The organism is Corynebacterium sp. KPL2850 (assembly GCF_040225855.1).
GTDB lineage: Bacteria > Actinomycetota > Actinomycetes > Mycobacteriales > Mycobacteriaceae > Corynebacterium.
This window is the reverse complement of record NZ_JBEHFV010000025.1, coordinates 1-24,901: the sequence shown is the minus strand read 5'-3', so window position 1 is coordinate 24,901 and position 24,901 is coordinate 1. Positions and strand designations below refer to the sequence as shown.

The window sequence follows — 24,901 nt, the reverse complement described above, 5'->3', positions numbered from 1 at the left end:
ACTTCACCCCGAATAGTGAAATCTTTTGCCGGGATGTGTACACCGTTCTACAGTGCTTAGTGGTTGAAAAATAACATTCTTCACTTTGGACACTTTGTGCCCATGTACTAGCCGTCTATTACGTATAAGGAACGCGTACATGTCCGCATCCAACACTCCCCCAGCCACTCCCGCAGAGGAACGGACTATCAAAACCGTGGCCGAGCAGGCATCAGCCAAGCCCGGAAGAGCTCACCAAAAGCGCCGCTTGAGCGATGGCTGGAAGCTTTTTATCTGCATTGTGATCGTTGTCGTTGGTGCCTTGGGTTCCTCCCTGGTGCAGACCAACGGCGGCAATATTCAGGTCACCGATCTCAAAATCGCCGGCAAGCACGGCGCCACCGCGACCGCGGATCTTTTCCGGCCCAAGGACGCGACACCGGAGAATAAAGCGCCGATGGTCATCGTCTCGCCCGGTTTCCAACGCACCAAGGAAACTCAGGTCTCCAACTCGCTGGAATTGGCCCGGCGCGGCTTTGTCACCCTGGTAGTTGACCCATATAACCAGGGCGAATCGAGCTCGCAGCACCCGGACGATGGCGATACCGCCGTCGTAACTGCCATTGATTACGTCACTGACCACTTGGATACGTTTAATTACGTCGACGAGGATCGCATCGGCATTACCGGCCACTCCGCCGGTGGTACTGCGGTGCGCACCGCAGCCAATAAGTACGGCAAGAAGGTAGACGATGCCCTCGAAGCTGCCAAGGACCCAAATAGCGAAGGCGGCACCACCATCACGGACGGCGAGCGCAAGCGCGCCGAGGACCTAGATAAGATCTCCGCGGTCTTTATCTCTGGCTGGCTCAAGAACTTAAACGATAAGAAGTTTGCCCACGTGCACTCCAATATGGCGCTGGGCTATGCCCGCTACGATGAAGGCGGCTACCGCAATATCAACGGCGATGGCGATCTGCGCGATGCCCCAGAGGCCCTGTCCATGGTCAACTCTGGGCTCAAGAAACAAGACCAGGTGGACCGCATTGAAATTGGCCATGGGTACGGGGACATCGACAAGGGCACCTACCGCATTGCCTATAACGATGAAACGCTGCACCCGCTGCAGCCGCTTACACCCAGTGCCATCGGCAGTATCCTCGAGTTCTTCGATGACACCCTGGATGCCCCAGTGAAGATGGATTCCGGCAATCAGACGTGGTGGCTCAAGGAGGTCTTTAACCTCCTGTCCCTCATCGGCGGCATCGCCATGCTCTTCCCACTGACCCGCATGCTATTGCGCACCCGCTACTTCGCACCAGTGGCGCAGGCGCTTCCAACGGTGCCGAAGCGCCCACGGGGCAAAGAGGCCGCGAAGTTTTGGGCGTTCTTCGTGCTTACGGCGGCCATCGCGTTCTTCACGTTCATGCCGCTGGCAAACCTATCGCAAGATGTCTTTTACGATGCCGCGAATAAGGTCAGTACCTGGTTCTTCCCGGCGCGCATGGTCAACTCGGTGGTCTTGTGGGCCATCGTCAACGGCATAGTCGGGCTTATCTTGTTCTATATCACCCGGGATAAGTCCACCTACGCCCGTGGCGAGCGCGCCCGTTCCTGGGGCATCACGATGAGCTGGCGCACCTTTGGGCGCACGCTACTGCTGGCCTTCATCTTGCTCTTCGTGTATTTCTCCGTGCTATCCATTGTGTATCTCGCTTTCCACAATGATTACCGCTTCTTGGTCGTAGCCTCCCGCCCGCTAACACTGCGCTGGTTCCTTGTGGCTCTCATGTACGTGCCGGCGATGTTCATCTTCTACCTGGCCAACTCCATTCGCGCCGGTGTGGGCACGCGCTATAGCGATACGCCCAAGTGGCAGACCTACCTCATTGCGGCGCTGGCCAACTCCGTCGGCTTGGCGATGATCTTCGTTATCCAATATTCCGTCTTCGCCGCCACCGGCACGGTGCACTGGACCGATGACTGGCTGTATGTCAATATGCTGCAGTCCATCTTGCCCATGATGATCCTGCTGCCCATCTTGAACAAGATGTTTTATGCCAATACCGGCCGCGTATGGCTTGGGCCCCTGGTTATCGCGCCCATCTTTATCACCATGTCCCTAGGCGGCAGCGTGGCCTATATCCCGAGCCTCGCTTAAGCTCTAAGCCATGAGTGAAATCACCAAGCAGTATTCCGTTGACCTTAACCGCGTAGGAAATTCGGTGTACCGGGCCACCAATGCGGATGGGGCCAGCATCGAATTTGGCCGCGGGGAGGGCCTGTTGTCGCCGGTAGAACTCCTGCTGGCCGCCGTCGCGGGGTGCACCGCGGTGGATGTGGATGTCGTAACCTCTCGGCGCACCGAGCCGGAGTCTTTCCAGGTGCGCGCGGAGGGCGACCGCGTGGACGAGGATGGCGCCTCGCGGCTTTCCGATGTCCGCGTTGCCTTCAACCTCGCCTTCCCTTCCACCCCGGACGGCGATAAGGCCCGCGCGCTCGTAGATAACCTGATTCGCATTTCCCACGAGAAGGACTGCACGGTCTCGCGCACCGTGGAACACGCCACGAACGTGGAATTTAGCAACGTGTCAAAATAAACACGATTCCCCCACTATCTCCTGCTATGGTGCATTTGTTAACTATTGTGACTAATGCGATCACTGCAGGAGCTTTTCATGTCACCGTCTCTGTCTCGTCGCGGCCTCTTGAAGGCAAGCGCCCTTGCCCTTACCGCCGGCGCCATTGGTACGGCCGCACCCTCTGCCGCCGCCCTCGGCCCGGTGCGCGGCACCATTATCGATTTTTCCTCCGGCGTCCCCTCCCCCGCGGCCATCAAGCGCGCGGGCCATATCGGTGCCATTCGCTACGTTTCCAATAAGCGCCCCGGCGCGGCTTGGATGACCGGCAAGCCGGTTACCCTTCAAGAGGCCGCGGCCAATGCCGCCGCCGGCCTGCCCACGGCCTCGGTCTATCAATTCGGCCGCGCCGAAACCGCCGATTGGAAGCAGGGCGCGGCCGGCGCCGCCATCCACGCCCCGCAGGCCATTTCGCTACACAAGGCCGCCGGTGGCCCTACGCACCGCCCCATCTACATCGCCATCGACGATAACCCCACCCGCGAGCACTACACCCAGTTCATCCGGCCGTACCTGCAGGCATTTTCCAAGGCCCTGTCCGTGGCCGGTTACCAGACCGGTGTCTACGGCAACTACAACGTCATCGAGTGGGCCAGCCAGGATGGGATTGGCACGTTCTACTGGATGCACGACTGGGGTTCCAACGGGAAGATCCACCCCAAGACCACCATTCACCAGCTGCCGCAGTCGCGCCAGCAGACCATCGAGAACGTCATCGTCGATGTCAACGAGGTATACGCCAGCGACTGGGGCCAATGGACGCTCGGTTCCAAGCAGCCAGGCATCCAGGATCTCAGCTCCACCCTGGACAAGGCCATCCCGAATATGCCGGATTTGCCGCAGCTCAACGCGGACGGGGTGAGCTTTAAGGGGTCATCGCTAAGCAACGAGCAAATTCGCGGGCTTGCCGATGCCGCCCAGGATATCGCCAAGGCCTTTAAGTAAGCCTATTTCCCCTTGGGCTCGGAGGACTTCTTTTCGTCCTTCTTGCCCTCGTCCTTCTTCTCGCTCGAGGTCGGCTTCTCCGAGGTCGTCTCGATGGGCGGGACGTCCTCGCCGTCCTTGTACTTCAGGAACCGCTCGGTAGCCTTGCCCAGGCTCTCGCCATTGATTTCGCTCTTCACGTAGTCCGTGAGGTCATCGGCAGAGCCATTAATGGAGGCTGCGGCGACGAAGTTCTTGCCAAAGGACACCGAGGAATTGATCGACTTGTCATTGGACCAGCCCCACTTGCTGCCCACCACATTTGAGAGCTTCGCGGTGCCATAGTCTTGGTCATAGCCATCTTCTGAGACCGGATCCGCGTGCGACATCGCCACCAGCACGGGGTGGGTTTCATCGCGCTTGATGAGCTGAGAGATGAAGCTGGCCACGTCATAGGTGGAGGTTTCCGAATAGCCCCAAGTCTCGCCCGCCTTGGTGGATTCCAGATCGTATTCCTTGGCAATCTTATCGATGGAATCCGGGTACTTCTTGAACAGCTCCTCGGCGCTCTTATCAGAAGAGCTGGCGATCATGCCGAGCGCCTCGTATTTGTCCTCGTACTCGCCCTGTTCAATGACGTAGGTGGCGATGTAGAGCTTGATGAGGCTAAGCGCCGGGCGGGGATCGTGTTCTGCCGCAGAGCCCATATACATGCCATCGTGCAGGCGAATATAGCTAATGGAATGATCCTCATCCCCCTTGAGGAACTCATTGATCCGCGGGGGCACCTTTGCTGCCCTATGCGCAGTAATCGTGGTGTCTTCGGCTTTGGCGGTGCTGTCTCGCTCGCTATTGCTGCACCCAGCAACCGTAGAGCAGGCAAGCATGCACACGGCAAGGGCGGCACCAGCCTTTACTGATGCCGCCGCGTTGAGAGAGGACGGTTTAAACACGTCGAACCATATTACCGGTAATTGCTCCTTTTCGGGCAATTAGTGCTGGACTGGGGCCTCGACGCCCACACCAGTCAGGGAACGAACTTCCATTTCTGCCGCCAGCTCGTCCAAGTTATCTGGCTTGGTCACGATGGAGACGAACCAACCAACGAAGAAGGACAGCGGGATGCTGACCAGACCCGGCGAGGTCAGCGGGAAGATAGCCCAGTCCGCGTTCGGGAACATGGCGCTTTCGGTGCCGGATACCGCTGGGGAGAAGAAGATGAGGACCAAGCAGGAGACAACACCGGTGTACATGGAGGCCACGGCACCCGCGGTGTTGAAGCGGCGCCAGTACAGCGAGTACAGGATGGTCGGCAGGTTAGCCGATGCCGCCACTGCGAAGGCCAGGGAGACCAGGAAGGCCACGTTCTGGGTCATCGCCAAGATCCCCAAGATGATGGAGACAATACCCAGGACCACCACGGTGGCCTGCGAGACGCGCACCTGCTCTGCCTCGGTGGATTCACCGTTGCGAATGACCGCGTGGTAGATATCGTGCGCGATGGAGGCGGAGGCGGTAATCGCCAAGCCCGCCACCACGGCGAGCACGGTAGCGAAGGCCACGGCGGAAATAATCGCCATGAAGATGGAGCCACCGATTTCCAGTGCCAGCAGCGGTGCCGCGGCGTTCGCGCCACCCGGTGCGTTCAGGATGCGGTCCGGTCCAACCAGTGCGGCTGCACCGTAGCCCAGAATCAGGGTCATCAGGTAGAAGGCACCGATGATAACGATGGCCCAGGTCACGGAGCGACGAGCCTCAACGGCGGTCGGCACGGTGTAGAAGCGCATCAGCACGTGTGGCAAGCCGCCCACGCCCAGCACGAGGGACATACCCAAGGAGATGAAGTCCAACTTAGCGGCGGTAGAGCCACCGTACTTCAGGCCCGGCTCCATGATTTCCTTGGCCTCATAGCCCTTTTCATGGAGGTAATCGGAGGACGCGTGCATATCAATCGCGGTGCTGAACATGTTGCTGAAGCCACCGCGCAGGGAGATAAACACCATGATGCACATGATGACCACACCGGTCACCAGCAGGACGGCCTTAATCATCTGCACATAGGTCGTACCCTTCATGCCGCCGACCAAGACGTAGAGGATCATCAGCACGCCGACGATGCCGACGACGACTGCCTGCCACTTGAAGTCATGGATGTTTAGCAGCACGGCCACCAGCGAACCGGCGCCGGCCATCTGGGCAATGAGGTAGAACAGCGTCACGAAGAGCGTGGCGATGGACGCGGCCACGCGCACCGGCTTTTGCTTCAGGCGGAAGGACAAAACGTCCGCCATGGTAAAGCGGCCCACGTTACGCATCGGCTCGGCCACGAGCATCAGGGCCACGAGCCAAGCGACGAAGAAGCCGACGGAGTACAAGAATCCGTCGTAGCCGTTAAGCGCCACCGCACCGACGATACCGAGGAAGGACGCTGCAGAAAGGTAGTCACCGGAAATGGCCAAGCCATTCTGGCGGCCGGAGAACGAGCCACCACCGGTATAAAAGTCCGAAGCCTTCTTCGTGGTCTTGCCGGCGCGCAGCACGACGGTCATCGTCACCACGAGGAAGATGCCGAAGATGGAGATATTCAGAATCGGGTTACCGGCAGAAGTTTCTTGTGCAAGGTAAGTGGTAGTCATTTACTTGGCCTCCAACTTCTCACGAATAGCAACCGATTTAGGCTGAATATTCTTATTGGCGTACTTCACGTAAACCCAGGTAATGATGAACGTGGTGAGGAACTGGGCTAGGCCGAAGACGAGGCCAATATTCCAGCCGCCATCGCCAAGCTCAATGGCCATAAAATCAGGCGCAAACACGGCAGTCAGCACGTAGACGATGTACCACACGAAAAACGCGACGGTCATGGGAAAAGTGAAACTACGATAAGCGCTGCGCAGCTCGCCAAACTCTTCGCTATCGCGCATTTCTATGTAGTCGGCTGCCGTAAGCTCACGGCGCTCGACGGAAGCAGTTGTATCACTCATAGAAGGGTTGTCTCCTTGGGTGAGAGAGGTTCTGTACAAACGAGGCGAGATGTGTTGTTCATCACTACCTGCGTTACTATGTAAGATACAGAACATTTTTTGCAAAGCAGTAAATATTGCCAATACGCCCCATAAAAACTCCCCCCTTTTAGCTTGATAGGTTCCGATGAACTGGGCTAATATTCTTTGCAAATCACCCCCTTCACCCTGAATTTAAGTGGTTCGCAAATTTTGTTAACCAGACATTAACTAATGAGTAAAGGCCGCACGAAAGGAACCACCTATCAACGTCGTTGGTGCTTTGACCAGCACGTACTCTCCACCCAACGGGCACGCACAGCAAAAGCCACCGACGACGCCGTCGCCGGTGGCTCCTTCGCCCGAGAGTGCTTTCTTAGCCCTCAGCACCCGGGAATTCGCGGGGGTCATTAAACATGCGGCCGAAGCCTTCTTGGCCTTCCAAGGAGTCAACCGCGGCGATTTCATCCTTGCCCAGCTCTAGCTCCGCGGCGGCCAGGTTCTCCTTGAGACGCTCACTGCGGGCGGACTTCGGAATAACGGAAATGCCCTTGGCCATCAGGTACGCCAGTACCACCTGGCCCTCGGTAGCCTCGTGCGCGGCGGCAATCTTTTCAATCTCCGGGTTATTAAGCACCACGCCGCGTGCCAGCGGCGACCAAGCCTCGGTCACGATGCCGTGCTTGTGGTGGAATTCGCGCAGCTCCGGCTGGGTGAATCCGGGGTGCAGCTCTACTTGGTTGAGCACCGGGGTAATGCCGGTCTTATCAATGAGATCCTCGAGGACCTCCTCGTAGAAGTTAGCGACACCGATGGAAGCAATCTGACCCATGCCCTGCAGGCGGGCAATGGATTCAAAAGTCTCCACGTACAGCCCGCCCTGTGGCCACGGCCAGTGGATAAGGTACAGGTCCAAGTAATCCAGCTTCAGCTTCTCCATGGATTCCTGGAAAGCCTGTTCCACCTTCTGCGCGCCGTGATGGGAGTGCCAGACCTTGGAGGTAATGAACAGGTCCTCGCGGGTGACGTCGCCCGCGTCAATGGCTTGGTTCAGCGCGGTACCCAATGCCTCTTCGTTCTTATACAGCGTTGCCGTATCAAAGTGGCGGTAGCCAAGGTCAATGGCTTCGCGGACTACGCGAATACATTCATCGTCATTGAGCTTGTAGGTTCCCAGACCCAGCTGGGGCATCTCGCGGTCATCATTGAAAGAAATATTTGGCACAGTCATACTCCCCATTGTGCCCCAGTTTGCCGTCTTATGCGGTCCCCTGCGGCAACTGACTGCCTCTACACAACGAAAGACCGGCTCCCCTTAAGGGGAGCCGGTTCAACGCTTTTAGCGCAGATTAGTCGGCGCGGATAAGGTCAATGATAAAGACCAGGGTACGGCCGGACAGCGGGTGCGCACCGCCGGCAGGGCCGTAGGCCTTTTCCGGCGGGATGATGAGTTGACGGCGACCGCCCACCTTCATTCCCGGGATGCCCTCTTGCCAGCCGGCAATGAGACCGGTCAGTGGGAACTCGATGGACTGGCCACGGTCCCACGAGGAATCGAATTCTTGGTTGGTCTCATATTCGGCGCCAACGTAGTGGACCTCCACTACGCCGCCAGGCTTAGCTTCAGCACCATCGCCTACGACGATGTCCTCGATGACGAGGTCGGTCGGCGCCGGGCCAGACTGGGCTTCAATAACAGGTTTATCCATGGGGATTATTCTCCTTGGGAAATCTAGTTTGTTCGTGCGGTCGCAATGAAACCGAACCGAGCTGCACCAATTATAGTGCTCAAGCCCGATTCGGTTGAATTGGGGCGACCAAAAGCGCTAATTAGCGCTCGCTGCGAGGGGTAACCTTGCGCAGGGTTTCACCGGTGTAAATCTGGCGAGGACGGTTAATCTTGGTGTTCATCTCCAGCTGCTCGCGGTACTGAGCGATCCAGCCCGGCAGGCGGCCGATGGCGAAGAGGACGGTGAAGAAGTCCGTCGGGAAGCCCATGGCGCGGTAGATGAGGCCGGTGTAGAAGTCCACGTTCGGGTAGAGCTTGCGGGAGACGAAGTAATCGTCGTTCAACGCAATCTCTTCCAGCTTCATGGCCAGATCCAGCATCGGGTCGCCGCCCAGGTGATCGATGATCTCGTGTGCGGTTTCCTTGACGATGGCCGCGCGTGGGTCGTAGTTCTTGTACACGCGGTGGCCGAAGCCCATCAGGCGAACGCCCTTTTCCTTGTTCTTCACGCGGTTCATGAAGTCGGTAGCGTCGCCGCCGTTGTTCTTCTCGATGTCCTCGAGCATCTCCAGCACGGCCTGGTTAGCGCCGCCGTGCAGCGGGCCGGACAGGGCGTTGATGCCGCCGGCGATGGAGACGAACATGTTGGCCTGTGCGGAACCAATCATGCGGACGGTGGAGGTGGAGCAGTTCTGCTCGTGGTCAGCGTGCAGGATGAGCAGCTTGTCCAGTGCCTTGGAGACAACCGGGTCAACCTCGTACTCCTCGGTGGGGTAACCGAACATCATGCGCAGGAAGTTCTCGCGCGCGTTCAGGTTGTTATCCGGGTACATATAAGGCTTGCCCTGGGATGCGCGGTAAGCGTAAGCGGCCAGCATCGGCACCTTAGCCAGCAGGCGAACGGTAGCCTTGTCCAGCTGCTCCTCATCCAGTGGGTCCAGCTGATCCTGGTAGTAGCTGGAGAGAATGTTCACGGAGGAAGCAAGCACGGCCATCGGGTGGGCATCGCGCGGGAAGATGTTGAACTGTGCCTTAAAGTCCTCATCCAAAAGGGTGTGGTGGCGGATGGCGTTATTGAACTCCGACAGTTCCTGCTCATCCGGCAGGTGACCCTTAATCAGCAGGTAGGAAACCTCATTGAAGGTGGCGTTATTTGCCAATTCAGCGATATCGTAGCCACGGTAACGAAGGATGCCCTCCTCACCGTTAATAAAGGTAATCTTGGACTCGGTGGAGCCGGTGGAGGTGTAGCCGGGGTCGAAGGTAACAAGCCCGGTTTCCTTGCGGAGCTTGGAGATATCGAAGCCGGAATCGCCCTCAGTGGACTGCTTGATATCCATCTCGTACTCGTTGCCAGCGTGCTTGAGTACTACCTTGTTTTCTTCAGTAGACACGGAATTTCCTTTCCCTGTTAAAGAGTTCTTTAAGGCGCTAACTTACACAAGTCAGCCTTATACCTATTCACACTCTAGCAAACTTTGTGATACTGCCAACAAGTTTACGGGTATCAAAATACCTGCCATTCAACCGGAACTGTTCTACACTGGCGGCATGAGTACTCCAGAAATCACACTGCCAGCAGATCTCTTGCCTTCCGATGGCCGCTTTGGTTGCGGCCCCTCCAAGGTGCGCCCCGCCCAGATCGAGGCCATAGACCCCGCTATCGTGGGCACCTCGCACCGCCAGCCGGCGGTGAAAAACCTCGTGGGATCCGTACGCGAGGGCTTAAGCGATCTCTTCTCGCTTCCTGAAGGGTACGAGATCGTCTTTTCTTTGGGCGGTGCCACGGCCTTTTGGGACGCGGCCACCTTTGGCCTCATCGAGCGCCGGTCGGCCCACCTGACCTTTGGCGAGTTCTCCACCAAGTTTGCCAAGGCAGCCTCCAAGGCCCCGTGGCTCGATGCCCCGGCCCTTACCGAATCCCCCGCCGGCACCGCCCCGGATCCGCGCGAGCTTGCGGCCGATGCCGATGTCGCCGCCTGGGCCCACAATGAAACCTCAACCGGTGCGATGACGGAGGTCGTTCGCCCCCACCCCCACAACGACCAGCAGCTCGTGCTTGTCGATGCCACCTCTGGCGCCGGCGGCCTTCCCGTCAATATTGCAGAGACCGACGTGTACTACTTTTCGCCGCAGAAGTGCTTTGCTTCCGACGGCGGACTCTGGCTCGCCGCTATGTCCCCGGCGGCCTTAGAGCGCATCGAAAAGATCAATAACTCCGATCGCTTCATTCCGGAGTTTTTGAACCTGCAGACCGCGGTGAATAACTCCCGCAAGAACCAGACCTATAACACCCCGGCTATTGCCACCCTGCTCATGCTGGATAACCAGATCAAGTGGATGAATGACAATGGCGGCCTCGACGGCATGATCAAGCGCACCACCGAGTCCTCCTCCACGCTGTATAACTGGGCTGAATCCCGCCCGGAGGCCACCCCGTTCGTCAGCGATCCGGCGGCGCGCTCGCTAGTCGTGGGCACCATCGATTTCGATGACTCCGTGGATGCCGCCCACCTTGCCGCGACCCTGCGGGCCAACGGCATCCTCGATGTCGAGCCGTACCGCAAGCTCGGCCGCAACCAGCTGCGCGTGGGTATGTTCCCGGCGATTGAGCCTGGGGACATCGCCAAGCTCACGCAGTGCATCGACTACGTGCTGGATGCCAACTAAGTCATCAACATGCCCCGCCGCCTCGCATGGCGCGGGGCCTTTTCGCGTTATAGTTGACTGCATCACAGATCCGTCCTTCCGTCGATAGGCAAAGGAGCGCCACACTATGCGCGAGCTGTTTCTCGTTGACAGCGAATCGAGCGAAGACTCATTGGTGCTACGCACCGAAGAAGGCGAAGAGTTTTCCCTTCCCATCACCGATGAGCTGCGTTCCGCCCTCACGCCCGCCGCTAGCAAGCCGGCACCGCCGAAGCTAGCGCCGATGCCCAAGCCCTCCCACGAAGAGGAAGAAAAGCAGATCCGGCCGGCAGAGATCCAAAACCGCATTCGCGCCGGCGCCTCCACGGCAGAGCTCGCGGAAGAAATGCACGTGGATGAATCGCGCATCGAGCCCTTCGCCTACCCGGTCATGCTGGAGCGCAACCGCATTTCTGAGGTGGCCAAGCAGGCCCACCCGGTGCGCGAAGACGGCCCGGCCAAGCTCACCCTGTGGGAAGTACTGGCGAGCTCCTTTGCCGCCCGCGGCCATTCCCTTTCAGAATCCACGTGGGATGCCTACCGCCATCAGGGCGAGCCGTGGGTGGTGCGCGTGACCTGGAAGGCTGGCCTTTCTGAGAACGAGGCGGAATGGACCTTCAAGCAGTCCATGTCCTCCCCCGCTACGGTCGAGGCCCGCAACTCGGTCGCGGCAGACCTTACGGACCCGGACTTCGTGCAGCCGGTGCGATCGCTGACCTCCCTGGGAAGCGGCCGCTACGACGAAGCCATTGACGGCGACCAGCCCGCCAATGTCACCGATATTTCCGGTTCCAGCGAGGAGACGGAAGAAGAGGAATTCCTGCAGAATCCGTCCTCCGAGTCCAAGCCCTCGAAGCGCCGCCGCAAGGCCGTCACCCCACACTGGGAGGACGTGCTCTTGGGCGTTCGTTCCAATACCAAGCGCCCGAGGGACTAAACAGTGGACATCTCTCATGCCGTTCTCACGCTGTGGTACATCTCCAAGCCCGGCGCCGAAGAAGTTCTCAAGACCGAGCCCAAGGCGGACCGCGGGTTCGGCCGCAAGTTCCTAGCCCAGCTCAACCCCAAGTTCCCGGTCACCCCGATTGGGCAATTCCCCCTGAACCGCTCCGCGCAGACGGATCCGAATGAGTACTACATCGGCGGCTACCCGGGCATTACCGTGGTGCAAACGGTCTGCGAGGGCGATTCCGTCCTGCTTTCCCAGCTGCCGCAAGACCTCTTGAACGCGGTTCCCGCCCAGCGGGTTATCGCCCTGGTCAGCAACGCGGACGAGGACTATGCGGGCTTCGCGCTGTGGGAAGGCGGCGAGCTCAAGCGCTGCCTGTGTGCCTCCCGCGACCGTCTCTACGAGGACACCGGCCTGCCCGAGCCCTTCGAGGCGCCGTTCTGGGCCGGCGAAAAGGACGAATCCCTCGGCGGCATTTCCCTGCCGTTTCGCCCCCACAGCATCATGGAGGCCGCCCAAAAACACTGGTTGGGCATCACCGTGGGACAGGAAGGCCCGGATCTCGATGTCGTGGGCTATGCCGTCGACGGGCGCCCAGAACCCAAGATCGATCCGCCGAAGCCGAAGCAGCCGGTCAGCGAGTTCGCCGCTCAATCCGCGAATAAGCTGGGCCTTAATGATTATGACGACTACGAGGACCACGATGCCGAGCCGGATTCCACCGGCGATGAGATCCTTTCCACCGCCAAGCACCTCGGCTCGCTAATTGGCAACTGGCTGCGTCAGACGTTTAAGTCACTTAAGGATCGCTGGCGCTCATAAAAGGAAATGGCGGCGGCGGTTGCCACATTAAGGGAATCGGTACCTGGGGCCATCGGTATCCGCGCGCGGATATCGGTGGCCTTCATCGCGTGCTCGGTAAGCCCGGGACCCTCCGCACCTACCAGCATGGCCACCTTGTCCTGCCCGTGCATGGCCTCTGCCAGGTGCACCGCTTGGGGGTTGGGGGTTAAGGAAATGAGGGTGAAGGAGGCATCGGCAAGCGCCTGCAAGGAACGCTGCCACGTGGTGAAACCGCCCTCCAAATGGGCAAAGGGCACGCGGAGCACGTGGCCCATGGATACGCGCACCGAGCGTCGATAGAGCGGATCCGCAGCACCTGAGCCCAGCAATACCGCATCCACGTTCATGCCGGCCGCATGGCGGAAAATGGCGCCGATATTTTCATGATCCCCCACGCCCTCCAGCACGGCGATGGTGCGGGCCTGCTCCAGAATCTCGCCCACCTCCGGCTCTGGGGCGCGGTTTGCGGCGGCAACCAACCCGCGGTGCATATCGAACCCTGCGACCTCCGCGAGGGTCTCACGCGATACTTCGTAGACGGGGCACTCTGGCTCTCCGTACTCTGCAAAGAAGGCCTCCAGCTTCTGGGGAAAGCCCACCAGGCACCGCATGGGAAACCGCGATTCCATCAGGCGGGCTGCCACCAAGGGGCCTTCTGCAATGACCAAACCCTCGCCGGATTTATCGGATTTGTTGAGGTTCCGAATATCATCCAGGCGAGGGTCACGGGGATCAGAAATATGCATGCCTTCCAGGCTAGCCGATGGCCTCCGAAATCGGATCGATGCCAAAGTAAATGACGAACAAGCCAGCAAGCAGCCACATGATCCAGTGCACCTGCTTGGCCTTACCAGCAAAGGTGGACATGAGCGCAAAGGTAATAAAGCCCACGCCGATGCCGTTGGCAATCGAATAGGTAAACGGCATGACCACGATGGTAAGGAAGGCCGGGATGGCCACTTCCATGCGCGTCCACGGGATATCCGTGAGCTGCGCAGCCATCATCACGCCCACGATGACCAGGACGGGCGCGGCGGCCTCGATGGGCACGATCTCATAGAGCGGGGTGAAAAACATGGCGGCGATAAACAGCAGGCCGGTCATGATATTGGCCAGGCCGGTGCGCGCGCCATCGGCAATGCCGGCAGAGGAATCCGCGAAGACGGTATTCGAGGATGCCGAGCCCAAACCACCGGCGACCGCACCGGTGCCTTCCACAACCAGAGCCTTCTTCATGCCCGGCAGGTTGCCGTTTTCATCCACGAGCTTGGCCTGCTTACCCAGCCCGGTCATGGTGCCCATGGCATCAAAGAAGTTGGTCAGCAGCAAGGTAAAGATGAGCAGGACCGTGGAAATCACGCCGATATTGGCAAAGGCGCCCACCAGGTTCACATCGCCCACGATGGAAAGGTCCGGTATGCCACCCAGCGCATCTGGGGCCTCTGGGGCGGCCATGCCCCAGTCCTCCGAGTCGGTGAATGCCTGGACAATAAAGGCGATCACCGTGTTGAGGATGATGGCAATAAAAAGCCCACCCGGGACATTGCGGATGACCATGAAGGCACAAATGATAAGGCCAATGACAAAGACCACCGCCGGCCAGGTGGCAATCGATCCATTAATTCCCAGGCCCACCGGCACGGTGGTCTGTGCGGCATCGGGCACGCGGGTGACAAACCCGCCGTCCACGAAACCGATCATGGCGATGAACATGCCAATGCCCACGCCCATCGCGGCCTTCATGGGCTGCGGGATGGCGTCAAATACTGCGGTGCGGAAACCGGACACGGCGAGCAGGACGATAATAAGGCCCTCGATTACCACTAGGCCCATGGCTTCTTGCCAGGTCAGCCCGCTGGTGGCGACCATGCTGATGGCGACGAAGGTATTCATGCCCAGTCCCGCGGCCATGGCGAAGGGGTACTTCGCAATCGCGCCGAAGGCGATGGACATGACGCCGGCGACCAGCGCCGTAGCTGCCGCGACCTGCGGCACGCCTAAGGTATAGCCCTCCGCATCCGGGCTCGTGCCCAGGATCAGCGGGTTGAGCAAAATAATATATGCCATGGCGAAGAACGAGACCGTTCCCGCGCGTAGCTCAGTTCCAATGGTGGAACCGCGTTCAGAAATCTGGAAATAGCGATCGAGAGTGGCTTTCACGCCGTGCCCTTTCACGTAGAGCGGTATTTTTACGCCCTAAGTGTGCTGCTTTAATCCCCAAATTCAAAATCTTGGTAAATGGGCTTTTCGTCATCGAAGGCCGCGGCCGGCGCCTTCTCCTCACTCACCCGCGTCTGCGAATGCGCACCACACCCGTAGCGCGCATGCACCACGCGGCCATCGGCGGAATACTCATTGGCGCATACCCCAAAGTTATCCATCAGCTGCATATAAAACGCGCACGTGCGGCACTGCAGATGCGCCTTGGCCGCCATCTCCGAGGTTGGGCCATATTCTTCTTGCCAGCGCTGCTTGGCATCCGCTAGGCCCTTGGCGGAAAGCTCATTTCCATTCAGGCGCTCATCATCGACGGCCGGCGGCATAAGATCCCCCGGTCCCAAATCCCCCGGCAGCACGCGGTCCTCATACGGCACCCATTCCGGGGCCTGCAGCGCTTCCCCGCCCGGTACCAGCGCCACCTCATTGACGGTGACGTAGCGCGAGCCTTCCGCGCACGCGAGCACGGCCTGCCATTCCCAGCCTGGGTATCCTGGCATATCCGCTTCAAAGCGATGGGTGACAACGTTGCGGCCCATTCCGGCTACGCCCCTATGCTTGCCGATGCCCCCTTCCCCCACCTCTTCCAAAGCCTCACGCGCGATGCGTACGGCGCGGGAATCGATCAACGGATTTGCTTTTCGCTTACTCACGCCCCTCATTATTCATGATGGCCCGACGACAGTGGTACATATGGTGCATGTCGTTTCTCCGCCGCGCCGCGCTCATCGCCGTGCCCTGCTGCGCCTTGACCGCCTGTTCCTCTGATTCTTCTGACTCCCCCAATTCTCCCGAGCACCTTTCAGTCGAGGTCCTCGATACCGCGCCGCTGCCAGAGAACTCCTTTACACAAGGACTAGAGGAAGACGGCGAGGGCAATCTGCTGCTCGGCACCGGGCAATGGGGCGAATCCAAACTCATCCGATTCTCCCCTGAGACCGGCGAGGTCCTGCAGGAACACGCCCTCGATGACTCGCTTTTTGGGGAGGGCATTACCCAATACGGTGATTCCATCTGGCAATTGACTTGGAAGCGCGGGCAGGCCCTGCGCTATGACGGCGACTTCCAGCGCACTAAGTCTGCCACCTATGCCGGCGAAGGCTGGGGGCTATGCGCCAACCAGGACGAGCTCATCATGTCCGATGGCACCTCTACCCTGCGGCACATGGATCCAGAAACCTTTGCGGAGCGCTCGACCACCGAGGTCACCCTCGAGGGCTCGCCCGTGGAAGAGCTTAACGAGCTGGAATGCGTGGACGGTGATGTCTACGCCAACGTGTGGGGCAGTGAAGATATCTACCGCATAGATCCCTCCTCCGGCGAGGTAACCGCGGTGATTTCTACCGATGCCATCGATAAATCGAAATACACCGATCCCGATGATGTCTTAAACGGCATCGCCCATATCGAGGGCACCGATGAATTCTGGCTTACCGGCAAGCGGTGGGATGAGCTCTACCGCGTTCGAGTAAAGTAATGGGCCATGGCAACCCGTAAGGAAGCAAGGAAAAAGTCGCTGCTGCAAATCCTCGCGCTCATCGTGGTCGTGGCGGTCATCGTCGCCTCCGTGGTGATCTTTCAAAGCTGGCGCAATTCGCGCCCAGGCCCTGAGCCGAGCGAAATCGCGATTACCGCCTCCGTGGGGGATAACACCAAGGAAGTCACGCCCTACCTCGTGTGCGAGCCGGGAACCGATTGCCCCGAAGGCGATGTCCCCCAGCTAACGGTGGGTGAGGATGACACCTTGCATCTGAACATCCCCGAAGAGATCTCAAATCACGAATGGAAGGTGCTGTCCATTTATGATGACCCAGCCGCCAATGATGAGACCTCTCACGGTGCGAATGAAACGACCGAGGTAGATATCCCCGGTTCGGTAGACCCCATCGAGGCATCGACTGGCGAGCGCCCCCGGCTCATGGTGGTGGAGGTTTCCTCCCTCATGATTGGCACCGACGACGATGGCGAAGAAACCCCCCTCGCCACCGTGTGGTCCCTCTCCACCATGGATGATTAACTATCTAAATCCTTCGCAATCGCGCGGAGGATTTCTGCTACTTGGCGCCCTGTCTTGCGCTCGGGGTAGCGCCCCGAGTTCAGTACCGGCTGCACCTGCGATTCCAGCAGAGTCATAACATCAGAGACCATGCTGCCGAGCTCTTCCGGCTTGCGCGACGGCGTGCGGCGGCGCGGCTTGTCCAGCACGCGCACCCGCAGCGCCTGCGGTCCGCGGCGCCCCGCCGCGAAATCGAATTCGATGCGCTGGCCCGGAAAGATTTCTTCTACTCCCTTGGGCAGGACATTCCGGCCGACGTAGACGTCTTCATCGCCCGGGTTGCTAACGAAACCGAAACCTTTCTCGGCGTCATACCACTTCACTTTGCCAATGGGCATAGGTATCCACCTCTTCTCTTGGGTAAATTCTTAAGTTTAGCTGGAAGTTATACAGAACAGAAGTTCCACGTGCCGTGTGATATAGATAACACCATGGCGATTACCTGCGGAAATATTGCGGACGGAACCCCAATAGTCTCAATTCTTTCCCATTTAGTGCCCAGAACGTGACTATTTCGTTATAAACCACTACGCTAGCCCTCAGTGTCGCCGCAAAGAAGGTTTCCCTGCCCATCCTTTCTTCTAGGCGCAAAACATTTACACGAAAACGGGCACCACGGAAAGGACTACTTTTATGGGACGCCACTCCGCTAAGACTAACCACTTTGCCGCTAAGTTCACCGCAGGCACCGTTGCCTTGGGCGCAGCCGCTGCCATCATGGCACCGAACGCCGCCGCTGCCCCTGACTCCGACTGGGACCGCCTCGCACAGTGTGAGTCCGGTGGTGACTGGCACATCAACACCGGCAATGGCTACCACGGTGGCCTGCAGTTCAACGCGCAGACCTGGCAGGCATACGGTGGCGGTGAATTCGCCCCTACCGCTAACCAGGCATCCCGCGAGCAGCAGATTGTCATCGCTGAGCGCACCCTGGCTAACCAGGGCTGGGGCGCATGGCCTGCATGCTCGGCTTCCCTTGGCCTGAACTCTGCGCCGACCGACCGCACTGCCCCTTCCGCACCCGCTGAAGCACCGCAGCCAGTACAGCAAGCAGCAGAAAACAAGTCCGATGAGCTCGCTGTAGACGCCGTCTACAACCTCGTTAAGGACACCGCTAACGCTTACGGACTGCAGCTGCCGGCACAGATTTCGGATGCCTACCACGCCAACCGCCACGACTTTAACGCGTTCTACTCCGCAAACCGCAACGTCATCGACCCGATTGCACAGCTGGTTGAGACCTTCAGCCGCTAAATAAGCGCATAAAAATTCCCCTTGCCTTTCGCGGCAAGGGGATTTTTTTAGCGGTTGATGCGGGTATAAGGATGAACGTAGTTCAACTTCTCTGCCGGCATCGGCAGCACCAATTCATCGCCGTAAGGGCTGGAAGCACCAGCAAAAGGCGCAGAAATTTCCGTAATTGCATGCTCGCGGTGTTCATTGTCCGGCCACGCCGGGGAAACAAAGCCATTCTTTTCATTCGACATAGCTTTATTATTTCAAACCTCGGGCAAAAACGTAACTCAATCCGGCGCTAAAATTGTGATTTATCATGACTCAGTCCTCCCACCTCCCGCATTTTCGCACCTGGCTTAATTCCCTTTCAGAAGAGGAACTGGCCACAATCCTTCGCCACCGCCCCGACGTTTTAACCCCGCTGCCTCCCTCCATCGCAGCACTGGCTACGCGACTCCTCTTGCGCACCTCTATCGCCCGAGCGCTAGCGGAGTGTAACGCGCAGCAGTTGGCGGTGCTGGAGGACATCGCCAAGCGCGGCGGCGAGCTTGCGGAGGTAGAAGACCACAACCCCGAAATTACCCGCGAGCTCAAGGAACGCGGCCTCGCCTTCGGCGCGGTACAGATTCCGCCAGAGGTCATGCCTGCGCTGCCCACCGGCTGGTCGCTGCTTGATCAGCTCGAGGTATCGCCTGCGACAATCGATACCCTCGCCGAAGACGAACGCCACGTCCTTGCCACCCTGGCGCGCTCCAATGGCATCGGTACCACCCGCGAAACCAACCCGTCCCACCCGGTGCCGCGCTTGATTGCCAAGCAGCTCTTGCAGCGCGTGGACTCCCAGACCGTTCGCCTGCCGCGCGAGGTTCTCCGCGCCATGAAGGGGCATGCCGTCCCCCACATTCCCACCGAGCCCTCCGCGCGCCGCGGCGAGCCCACCGCAGACCGTAAGGCCGATGACGCCGGTACCGCCGCCGGCCTATTGGTAGTGCGCGGCATGCAACAGCTCATTTCTGCCCTGGGTGCCCGGCCGATCGAGCTGCTCAAGGATAAAACCGTCGGCGTGCGCCCTCTTACCCAGATCAGCAAGCAGCTGGACATCGCGGAACCAGAACTGCGCCACCTGATCACACTTGGCCTATCCGCGCGGCTCATAAACCGCGGCGAACCGTCCGGGTACGAGGGAAACTTCCTTGCGCCCACCGACTCCGCCCAGGAGTGGCTCGATGCAGGACTAGCCGCGCAGTGGCGAGTGCTCCTCGCGGCCTGGGAACATTCTCCGTGGACCCCATGGGAATCGGGCCGGGTACTCTCTACCAGCACCGATCGCCTACCCAAGTTCCGCCGGCATATCCTCGACGTCTACCTCAACTCCGCAGAGCCTCTTTCCACGGAGGAATTTCGCGAGGATCTGCATTTTGCTTTTCCGCTTTTCGCCACGCATACCTCCCCAGAGACCATCGATGAGCTGCACCGCGAGGCCGAATGGATAGGCGCCATCGCGCTCGGGCGAGCCACCAGCGTGCTTATCGATGGCTTCGATGCCGCCGATTCCCTGACCCCAGAGACCATCGATTATTTCCTGGTCCAGGCGGATATGACCGTGCTCGTGCCAGGGCCCCTCGAGCCCGCTGCCCACCACACCCTGGAGTCCCTGGCGGATCTGGAATCGCCCGGCTTGGCCAGCGTTTACCGCATCAGCGATGCCTCACTCCGCCGCGGCCTGGACCGCGGGATGACGGGCACGGAAATCCGCGACTTCTTCGCCGCGCATGGCGATGTCCCGCATATGCTGGCGTTCCACATTGAGGACATCGCCAAGCGCCACGGCACCTTGCGCTCCGGGCCTGCCCTGTCCTACCTGCGCAGCGAGGACCCAGCCCTCTTGCAGATCGCTACGAAGGCCGCTCCGCTGCGCCTGCTGGCCCCCACGGTCGCGATCTCCCAACTACGCGTCAGCGAACTCTTGGAGCGCCTGCGCGAATACGGCCTCTCCCCCGCCGCCGAGGACGAAAGCGGCGCGAGCCTGTCCATCGCGCCCGAGCCCGCGACACTGCCCACGCCCAGCCCGCGCGCCCAGTCCGCTCCGCCCGATATCGCGCGTGCGCTGCGCAACCTCACCACTGGCGAGGCCCCGAGCCTGCCCAACCTGGATCTGGTCCACGCCGCCGCGCGCACCGCACGGCCCATCACCATTGGCTACGCCGATAAAAACGGCAATACCAAAACCCGCACCGTTACCCCGCTGACCGTCGCCGGTGGCCAAATCGATGCCCGCGCCACCGATGGCTCCACTATCCGGTTTCCCCTGCACCGCATTACCTCCGTTACCCTAGACGCATGAACGGACCACTGATTGTGCAGTCGGACAAGACCGTCTTGCTGGAAGTCGATCATCCAGATTCCGCAGCTGCGCGCACCGCCCTCGCGCCGTTCGCGGAGCTGGAGCGCGCCCCCGAGCACGTGCATACCTACCGCATCACTTCCCTGGCGCTGTGGAATGCCCGCGCCGCCGGGCACGACGCCGAGCAGGTCGTCGATGTCCTGAAAACCTACTCCCGGTTCCCGGTACCACAATCGCTGCTTGTCGATGTCGCCGAGACCATGTCCCGCTACGGCCGCGTCCGCCTCCACGCCCACCCCGCCCACGGGCTCATCCTCGAATCCGAAGAGCCCGCCATCCTTACCGAGCTCTCCCGCGGCAAGGTAGGAAAACTGCTTGGTGCGCGCATTGATGACAACACCATCGCCGTCGCGCCCTCTGAGCGCGGCCGCCTCAAGCAAGAACTCCTCAAGGCTGGCTGGCCCGCCGAAGACCTTGCCGGCTATATCGACGGCGAATCCCACCCCATCGCGCTCAACGAGGACGGTTGGCACCTGCGCGATTACCAGGAATACGCCACCGATGCCTTCTGGTCCGGCGGGTCTGGCGTCGTCGTGCTGCCCTGCGGTGCCGGTAAAACCATCGTCGGTGCCGCCGCCATGGCAAAAGCGCAATCCACCACCCTCATCTTGGTCACCAATACCGTTGCCGGCCGCCAGTGGCGCGACGAGCTGCTGCGCCGCACCACGCTTTCTCCAAGCGACATCGGCGAGTACTCCGGCGAAAAGAAGGAAATCAAGCCGATTACCATCGCCACCTACCAAGTGGTCACGCGGAAGACCAAGGGCGAGTATCGCGCCCTCGAGCTCTTCGATTCCCGCGACTGGGGCCTTATTATCTACGACGAGGTCCACCTGCTTCCCGCACCCGTATTCCGCATGACTTCGGATCTGCAATCGCGGCGTCGGCTAGGGCTGACCGCCACCCTCGTGCGCGAGGATGGCCGCGAAGGCGATGTCTTCTCTCTCATCGGACCCAAGCGTTACGACGCGCCGTGGAAAGAGCTGGAAATGGCCGGCTACATCGCAACCGCGGAATGCATCGAGGTACGCGTGGATATGGATCCGGAAGAACGCATGCTCTATGCCACCGCGCAGCCGCGCGACCGCTACCGCATCGCCGCACAAGCCTCGGCCAAGCTCCGCGCCGTCGATAAAATACTTGCCTCCCACGACCAGCAAGCGCTCATCATCGGCGGATACGTGGACCAACTGCGCGAATTAGGTGAACACCTCGATGCCCCAGTCATCGATGGCACTACCTCTACCGCCAAGCGCGAAAAGCTCTTCCAGCAATTCCGCGAGGGCGAGCTATCCATCCTAGTCGTATCCAAGGTGGCCAATTTCTCCATTGACCTGCCGGAAGCCGCACTGGCCGTCCAGGTCTCCGGCACCTTTGGTTCCCGGCAAGAAGAGGCACAACGCCTCGGCCGCTTGCTGCGGCCGAAGGAAACCGAGGCGCTCTTTTATACTCTAGTCACCCGCGACAGCCTGGATGCGGACTACGCCATGCACCGCCAACGCTTCCTCGCCGAGCAAGGATATGCCTACCGGCTCATGGACGCAGTAGACTTAGGCCAATGAAGATCTTTAAGTTCGACGTTGACGAGTCCTTTGCTAAGGCCAATAACGAGTTACTGCGCGATTCCAACCGCCTTCGCGTATCCGGGCTTATCTTCGGCCTCATCCTGATCATCGCCGGCGCCGCCGTGTGGCGGAGCTTTTCCTGGGGAATCACCTTAGGCTTAGGGCTCATCCTTTTTGGCATCGTCGTTGCCATCGTCGGCGTCGCCGCCGCCAGCAAGGTGGGAACGGCTCAATCGCTCTATGATTCTTATCCGCTCGCGCCTGCCGTCATCGCGCAGGTCAACGAACGGGACATGATCCTTCTTGCTTTGGTTAATACCAATGTGGATCCGTCCCTTCCCCCACGCTGGGGCGCGTGCCTGCGCACGGTATCCTCCATTCCCGGCGTCCAACGCACCGTTGGTACCAAGGTTCCGGTGGCCGCCGTGTCCGGCCAGCGTTCTACTTCCGATAAGGAGCATTGGCAGCAGATTTCCCCCATGCCCATTGCTTGGGGAACTCCCGATGCTGAAACCGTCACCATCGCCCGTAAATCCATCCCCCAGGAACAATGGCAGCGCTTGGAGCGCGCCCGCAAGCGGCTTTCCGATGTCAAAGCCACCCGCTATGACCTGCTCGTCCTCTAGTCAGGACTTTCAAGCACCAGATTGTTTCTGGTGCTTTTTCTTTTACCTATACCGAATGGTTAAAGGTAAATATTGCGTCGATGTCCTACATCGATGACGTTGACGACCACCGCTTCATCGAGGATGGAAACAATCACTCGATAATCCCCTACTCTCCACCGCCACAATCCAGACTTGTCCGCGACAAGCCCTTTACCGCGCACACGAGGATCGTCTAACTCTGCTACCTCACGAAGAAACTTACTGATTTGTTTCTGTACGGGTTTGTCAAGCTTCCGGAAAGCCTTCGCCGCTCGCGGGGTGAACTCAATCGACCAAGCCACACTCGTCCTCTAAATCCTGCAGAGAGATCGTGTCCAATTCTCCGCGTCGGGCTGCTTCGGCTTCAGCTTCAAGCGCATACACATACTCAAGTTCATCTAGGTAGGAATCTAGAGCCTTGCGAAGATAGAAGGCTCCAGTCCGCCCAGTCCGCGAAGCAAGCGCCTCTAGGCGCTCTTTCTGCTTCGCGTCAACGCGCAAACTAATTACTGACTCGCTCATGTAAACATGTTTACAACAAGTAAAGCGATTTGTACACCACCCCGTGAGCATTGCCTGCGCTTTCCTGTGGTCACCTTGTATTGCTGACTTCCTGCACACTCATAGTCACGAATTGAGCGTTTTCTCAGTAACCAAATCAAGCGATAAGGGAAACCTCGTCCAGTCGCCTTAAAATGACATGCCGTTCGGTGTAGCGGCGTCGCAGGTCAGCCAAGAACGCGTTGAAGTCCGCATCCCAGGGCTCCCCTAGCTCCGCCGACTTTTTTCTCATGGCTTGCAGCAGCTCAATTCCCATGTCGCGACCAACCCGAGTCGAATCTAGATAAGTTGCGACATCCTCGCGAACGAAGGGAAGAGCCTGCTCCGGGAGGTCATCAAGGAACCGTTGCGCCATTGACTGTTGCATGCCCGCTTTAACGACGGTGCTCCAGGCAAGTTCAGGGTCTTCGAGGCACAAGTGCTGGAACATAGCTAGATCCCAGGGCTTAACCGCCAACCTGTCTTGTATGTGTGCCGAAGCTTCCGCCTTGTCGGTGACAGCGGCATAAAGTTGCTGAGCGGACGACAGTTCTGGATATGTGTCGAATACACTGCGGGCCACGCGTTCCGAGTGTTCGGGAAAATGCTCCCTAGCAAGTACAGCCCAACGCGAGGCTATATTTCGGGTTTCCTCTGCGGCGCACTCGCCAACTGCCTTCTCGGACCAAACAAAGGCAAGGTCACAGCGGCCGATGTCACAAAGGCCGGAAATGACCTCCTCATATCGCGTTGCCGCACTTCCCTGCAAACCATGGGTACGAAAAACCGCTTCAGCGGTGCCTTCAAGCACCGCTAGCCGACGCCCCACGTACCCAACGCCCTCTTCCACCATATGCCACGAGCAGAAGCGGGCTACGCCCTCGTCGCCAAGAGCGGGTGCCAGATGAACTGGGTCGAGGTCGATTTCCTCCGCTGGAAGAATCTCGTTCATTCGTATAAGCCAGTCAGCCAAAGCGCTACCAGAATAACTAGCTTGCTGCGCCGCTGAGGGAACTATCCGCGCCAAGACTTCGCCGGCATCCCTTACGACATGGGCATAGTCATTCACCCTAGGGATAGTCTTGAGAACCTCTTCGACTGCGTATAGGGAAACAAGCACAATATCAGATGGACTCGGCGGCACGACCCCAGAAAGTCGTGCAGGATCCCCTACTGCTTGTTCTAATAGCTCAGCAGCTTCAAATACGCGGTCGCTATAACACACCCCGCGTTCACCCTTGTACAGATCAGGGTCATTGGTCCGAACGAGATCGGTTACCGCCTGTGCAAGAGTCCTCATGAGCTTTATTATAGAAAATCCAGGGGTCACGAAGAAGAGGGGCAAGGACACTAGTAAGACTAGTGACCTTGCCCCTCTCAGTACAAACTTTATTTTGTTGTTGTTTTTGTTTGGTGTCGGCGGTGACTTACTCTCCCACAACCTCCCGGTTGCAGTACCATCAGCGTGTACAGGCTTAGCTTC

At 59.2% G+C, this 24,901-nt stretch carries 26 protein-coding genes; 12 read left to right on the top strand and 14 right to left on the bottom strand.

Annotated features, from left to right (window positions below):
- Nucleotides 1–139 precede the first annotated feature (139 nt).
- From ABRP93_RS08950 to ABRP93_RS08940, 3 genes are all read left to right on the top strand, one after another.
- A complete protein-coding gene (locus ABRP93_RS08950) occupies nucleotides 140–2,140 on the top strand; it encodes a poly(ethylene terephthalate) hydrolase family protein (RefSeq protein WP_349887706.1) in 2,001 nt (666 codons plus the stop codon).
- Nucleotides 2,141–2,150: 10 nt separating this feature from the next.
- Nucleotides 2,151–2,579, top strand: a complete 429-nt coding sequence (locus ABRP93_RS08945; RefSeq protein ID WP_349887704.1) for an OsmC family protein — start codon at nucleotides 2,151–2,153, stop codon at nucleotides 2,577–2,579.
- 78 nt (nucleotides 2,580–2,657) lie between these two features.
- A complete protein-coding gene (locus ABRP93_RS08940; RefSeq protein ID WP_349887721.1) occupies nucleotides 2,658–3,563 on the top strand; it encodes a DUF1906 domain-containing protein in 906 nt (301 codons plus the stop codon).
- Nucleotides 3,564–3,565: 2 nt separating this feature from the next.
- Here ABRP93_RS08940 and ABRP93_RS08935 read toward each other — a convergent pair whose 3' ends face one another.
- The 6 genes from ABRP93_RS08935 to ABRP93_RS08910 form a co-directional block, all read right to left on the bottom strand.
- Nucleotides 3,566–4,495: a hypothetical protein gene (locus tag ABRP93_RS08935; protein WP_349887702.1), complete on the bottom strand. Its 930-nt coding sequence runs from the start codon at nucleotides 4,493–4,495 to the stop codon at nucleotides 3,566–3,568.
- 39 nt (nucleotides 4,496–4,534) lie between these two features.
- The gene (locus ABRP93_RS08930; protein WP_349887700.1) at nucleotides 4,535–6,178 is read right to left on the bottom strand and encodes a monocarboxylic acid transporter; all 1,644 of its coding nucleotides are present in this window, start codon (nucleotides 6,176–6,178) and stop codon (nucleotides 4,535–4,537) included.
- On the bottom strand, nucleotides 6,179–6,526 hold the full coding sequence (locus tag ABRP93_RS08925) for a DUF485 domain-containing protein (RefSeq protein WP_349864059.1): 348 nt from the start codon (nucleotides 6,524–6,526) through the stop codon (nucleotides 6,179–6,181).
- A gap of 394 nt (nucleotides 6,527–6,920) precedes the next feature.
- Nucleotides 6,921–7,784 carry an aldo/keto reductase gene (locus ABRP93_RS08920; RefSeq protein ID WP_349864057.1) on the bottom strand — a complete coding sequence of 288 codons (864 nt, stop codon included), beginning with the start codon at nucleotides 7,782–7,784 and terminating at the stop codon, nucleotides 6,921–6,923.
- Nucleotides 7,785–7,893: 109 nt separating this feature from the next.
- Nucleotides 7,894–8,253 (bottom strand): FKBP-type peptidyl-prolyl cis-trans isomerase, encoded by a 360-nt coding sequence (locus ABRP93_RS08915; protein WP_023025863.1) that lies wholly within the window; start codon nucleotides 8,251–8,253, stop codon nucleotides 7,894–7,896.
- Nucleotides 8,254–8,374: 121 nt separating this feature from the next.
- Nucleotides 8,375–9,667: a citrate synthase gene (locus ABRP93_RS08910; RefSeq protein WP_239269226.1), complete on the bottom strand. Its 1,293-nt coding sequence runs from the start codon at nucleotides 9,665–9,667 to the stop codon at nucleotides 8,375–8,377.
- A gap of 157 nt (nucleotides 9,668–9,824) precedes the next feature.
- On the opposite strand from ABRP93_RS08910, the gene serC reads away from it, so the two are divergent.
- The 3 genes from serC (at nucleotide 9,825) to ABRP93_RS08895 (ending at nucleotide 12,732) form a co-directional block, all read left to right on the top strand.
- Complete coding sequence (gene serC, locus ABRP93_RS08905; protein WP_349887698.1) at nucleotides 9,825–10,943, top strand: phosphoserine transaminase; 1,119 nt, start codon at nucleotides 9,825–9,827, stop codon at nucleotides 10,941–10,943.
- Between the two features lie 106 nt (nucleotides 10,944–11,049).
- Nucleotides 11,050–11,898 carry a septation protein SepH gene (sepH, locus tag ABRP93_RS08900; RefSeq protein ID WP_349887697.1) on the top strand — a complete coding sequence of 283 codons (849 nt, stop codon included), beginning with the start codon at nucleotides 11,050–11,052 and terminating at the stop codon, nucleotides 11,896–11,898.
- A gap of 3 nt (nucleotides 11,899–11,901) precedes the next feature.
- Nucleotides 11,902–12,732 (top strand): DUF6928 family protein, encoded by an 831-nt coding sequence (locus ABRP93_RS08895; RefSeq protein WP_349887696.1) that lies wholly within the window; start codon nucleotides 11,902–11,904, stop codon nucleotides 12,730–12,732.
- On the opposite strand, the gene ABRP93_RS08890 is transcribed toward ABRP93_RS08895, so the two are convergent.
- The 3 genes from ABRP93_RS08890 to ABRP93_RS08880 are packed head-to-tail and all read right to left on the bottom strand — an operon-like array spanning nucleotide 12,693 to nucleotide 15,632.
- A complete protein-coding gene (locus tag ABRP93_RS08890; protein ID WP_349887694.1) occupies nucleotides 12,693–13,499 on the bottom strand; it encodes a TrmH family RNA methyltransferase in 807 nt (268 codons plus the stop codon). The two genes, ABRP93_RS08895 and ABRP93_RS08890, sit on opposite strands and share 40 nt — an antisense overlap.
- Before the next feature lie 10 nt (nucleotides 13,500–13,509).
- A complete protein-coding gene (locus ABRP93_RS08885) occupies nucleotides 13,510–14,913 on the bottom strand; it encodes an NCS2 family permease (RefSeq protein WP_349853726.1) in 1,404 nt (467 codons plus the stop codon).
- Between the two features lie 50 nt (nucleotides 14,914–14,963).
- Nucleotides 14,964–15,632, bottom strand: coding sequence for a DUF3027 domain-containing protein (locus tag ABRP93_RS08880; RefSeq protein WP_349887692.1), 669 nt, complete (start codon nucleotides 15,630–15,632; stop codon nucleotides 14,964–14,966).
- Nucleotides 15,633–15,637: 5 nt separating this feature from the next.
- On the opposite strand from ABRP93_RS08880, the gene ABRP93_RS08875 reads away from it, so the two are divergent.
- Nucleotides 15,638–16,447: a glutaminyl-peptide cyclotransferase gene (locus tag ABRP93_RS08875; protein ID WP_349887691.1), complete on the top strand. Its 810-nt coding sequence runs from the start codon at nucleotides 15,638–15,640 to the stop codon at nucleotides 16,445–16,447.
- A 6-nt stretch (nucleotides 16,448–16,453) separates the two neighbouring features.
- A complete protein-coding gene (locus ABRP93_RS08870) occupies nucleotides 16,454–16,987 on the top strand; it encodes a DUF2771 domain-containing protein (protein ID WP_349864040.1) in 534 nt (177 codons plus the stop codon).
- On the opposite strand, the gene ABRP93_RS08865 is transcribed toward ABRP93_RS08870, so the two are convergent.
- Nucleotides 16,984–17,364 (bottom strand): cold-shock protein, encoded by a 381-nt coding sequence (locus ABRP93_RS08865; protein ID WP_005279828.1) that lies wholly within the window; start codon nucleotides 17,362–17,364, stop codon nucleotides 16,984–16,986. The genes ABRP93_RS08870 and ABRP93_RS08865 overlap by 4 nt on opposite strands.
- Nucleotides 17,365–17,659: 295 nt before the next feature.
- Here ABRP93_RS08865 and ABRP93_RS08860 point away from each other — a divergent pair, with 295 nt between their 5' ends.
- Nucleotides 17,660–18,280: a resuscitation-promoting factor Rpf1 domain-containing protein gene (locus tag ABRP93_RS08860; protein WP_349887689.1), complete on the top strand. Its 621-nt coding sequence runs from the start codon at nucleotides 17,660–17,662 to the stop codon at nucleotides 18,278–18,280.
- Between the two features lie 47 nt (nucleotides 18,281–18,327).
- Here the strand turns inward: ABRP93_RS08860 and ABRP93_RS08855 are convergent, their stop codons facing one another.
- Nucleotides 18,328–18,513, bottom strand: coding sequence for a hypothetical protein (locus tag ABRP93_RS08855; RefSeq protein ID WP_349853731.1), 186 nt, complete (start codon nucleotides 18,511–18,513; stop codon nucleotides 18,328–18,330).
- 65 nt (nucleotides 18,514–18,578) lie between these two features.
- On the opposite strand from ABRP93_RS08855, the gene ABRP93_RS08850 reads away from it, so the two are divergent.
- Genes ABRP93_RS08850 through ABRP93_RS08840 form a run of 3 tightly spaced genes read left to right on the top strand, consistent with a single transcriptional unit; the run spans nucleotide 18,579 to nucleotide 22,857 of the window.
- On the top strand, nucleotides 18,579–20,606 hold the full coding sequence (locus tag ABRP93_RS08850) for a helicase-associated domain-containing protein (RefSeq protein WP_349887687.1): 2,028 nt from the start codon (nucleotides 18,579–18,581) through the stop codon (nucleotides 20,604–20,606).
- On the top strand, nucleotides 20,603–22,228 hold the full coding sequence (locus ABRP93_RS08845; protein ID WP_349887686.1) for a DNA repair helicase XPB: 1,626 nt from the start codon (nucleotides 20,603–20,605) through the stop codon (nucleotides 22,226–22,228). Before ABRP93_RS08850 ends, ABRP93_RS08845 begins: the two co-directional genes overlap by 4 nt.
- Nucleotides 22,225–22,857, top strand: a complete 633-nt coding sequence (locus ABRP93_RS08840) for a DUF3239 domain-containing protein (RefSeq protein ID WP_349887685.1) — start codon at nucleotides 22,225–22,227, stop codon at nucleotides 22,855–22,857. The genes ABRP93_RS08845 and ABRP93_RS08840 overlap by 4 nt, the downstream gene beginning before the upstream one ends.
- A 59-nt stretch (nucleotides 22,858–22,916) precedes the next feature.
- Here the strand turns inward: ABRP93_RS08840 and ABRP93_RS08835 are convergent, their stop codons facing one another.
- The 3 genes from ABRP93_RS08835 to ABRP93_RS08825 all read right to left on the bottom strand — a co-directional run bounded on the left by ABRP93_RS08835 (nucleotide 22,917) and on the right by ABRP93_RS08825 (nucleotide 24,718).
- Entirely contained in the window at nucleotides 22,917–23,180 is a 264-nt protein-coding gene (locus tag ABRP93_RS08835; RefSeq protein WP_349887684.1) for a type II toxin-antitoxin system RelE family toxin, read from the bottom strand.
- A complete protein-coding gene (relB, locus tag ABRP93_RS08830; RefSeq protein ID WP_349864030.1) occupies nucleotides 23,164–23,400 on the bottom strand; it encodes a type II toxin-antitoxin system RelB family antitoxin in 237 nt (78 codons plus the stop codon). Before relB ends, ABRP93_RS08835 begins: the two co-directional genes overlap by 17 nt.
- Nucleotides 23,401–23,536: 136 nt before the next feature.
- Nucleotides 23,537–24,718 (bottom strand): hypothetical protein, encoded by a 1,182-nt coding sequence (locus ABRP93_RS08825; RefSeq protein ID WP_349864028.1) that lies wholly within the window; start codon nucleotides 24,716–24,718, stop codon nucleotides 23,537–23,539.
- Nucleotides 24,719–24,901: the final 183 nt, after the last annotated feature.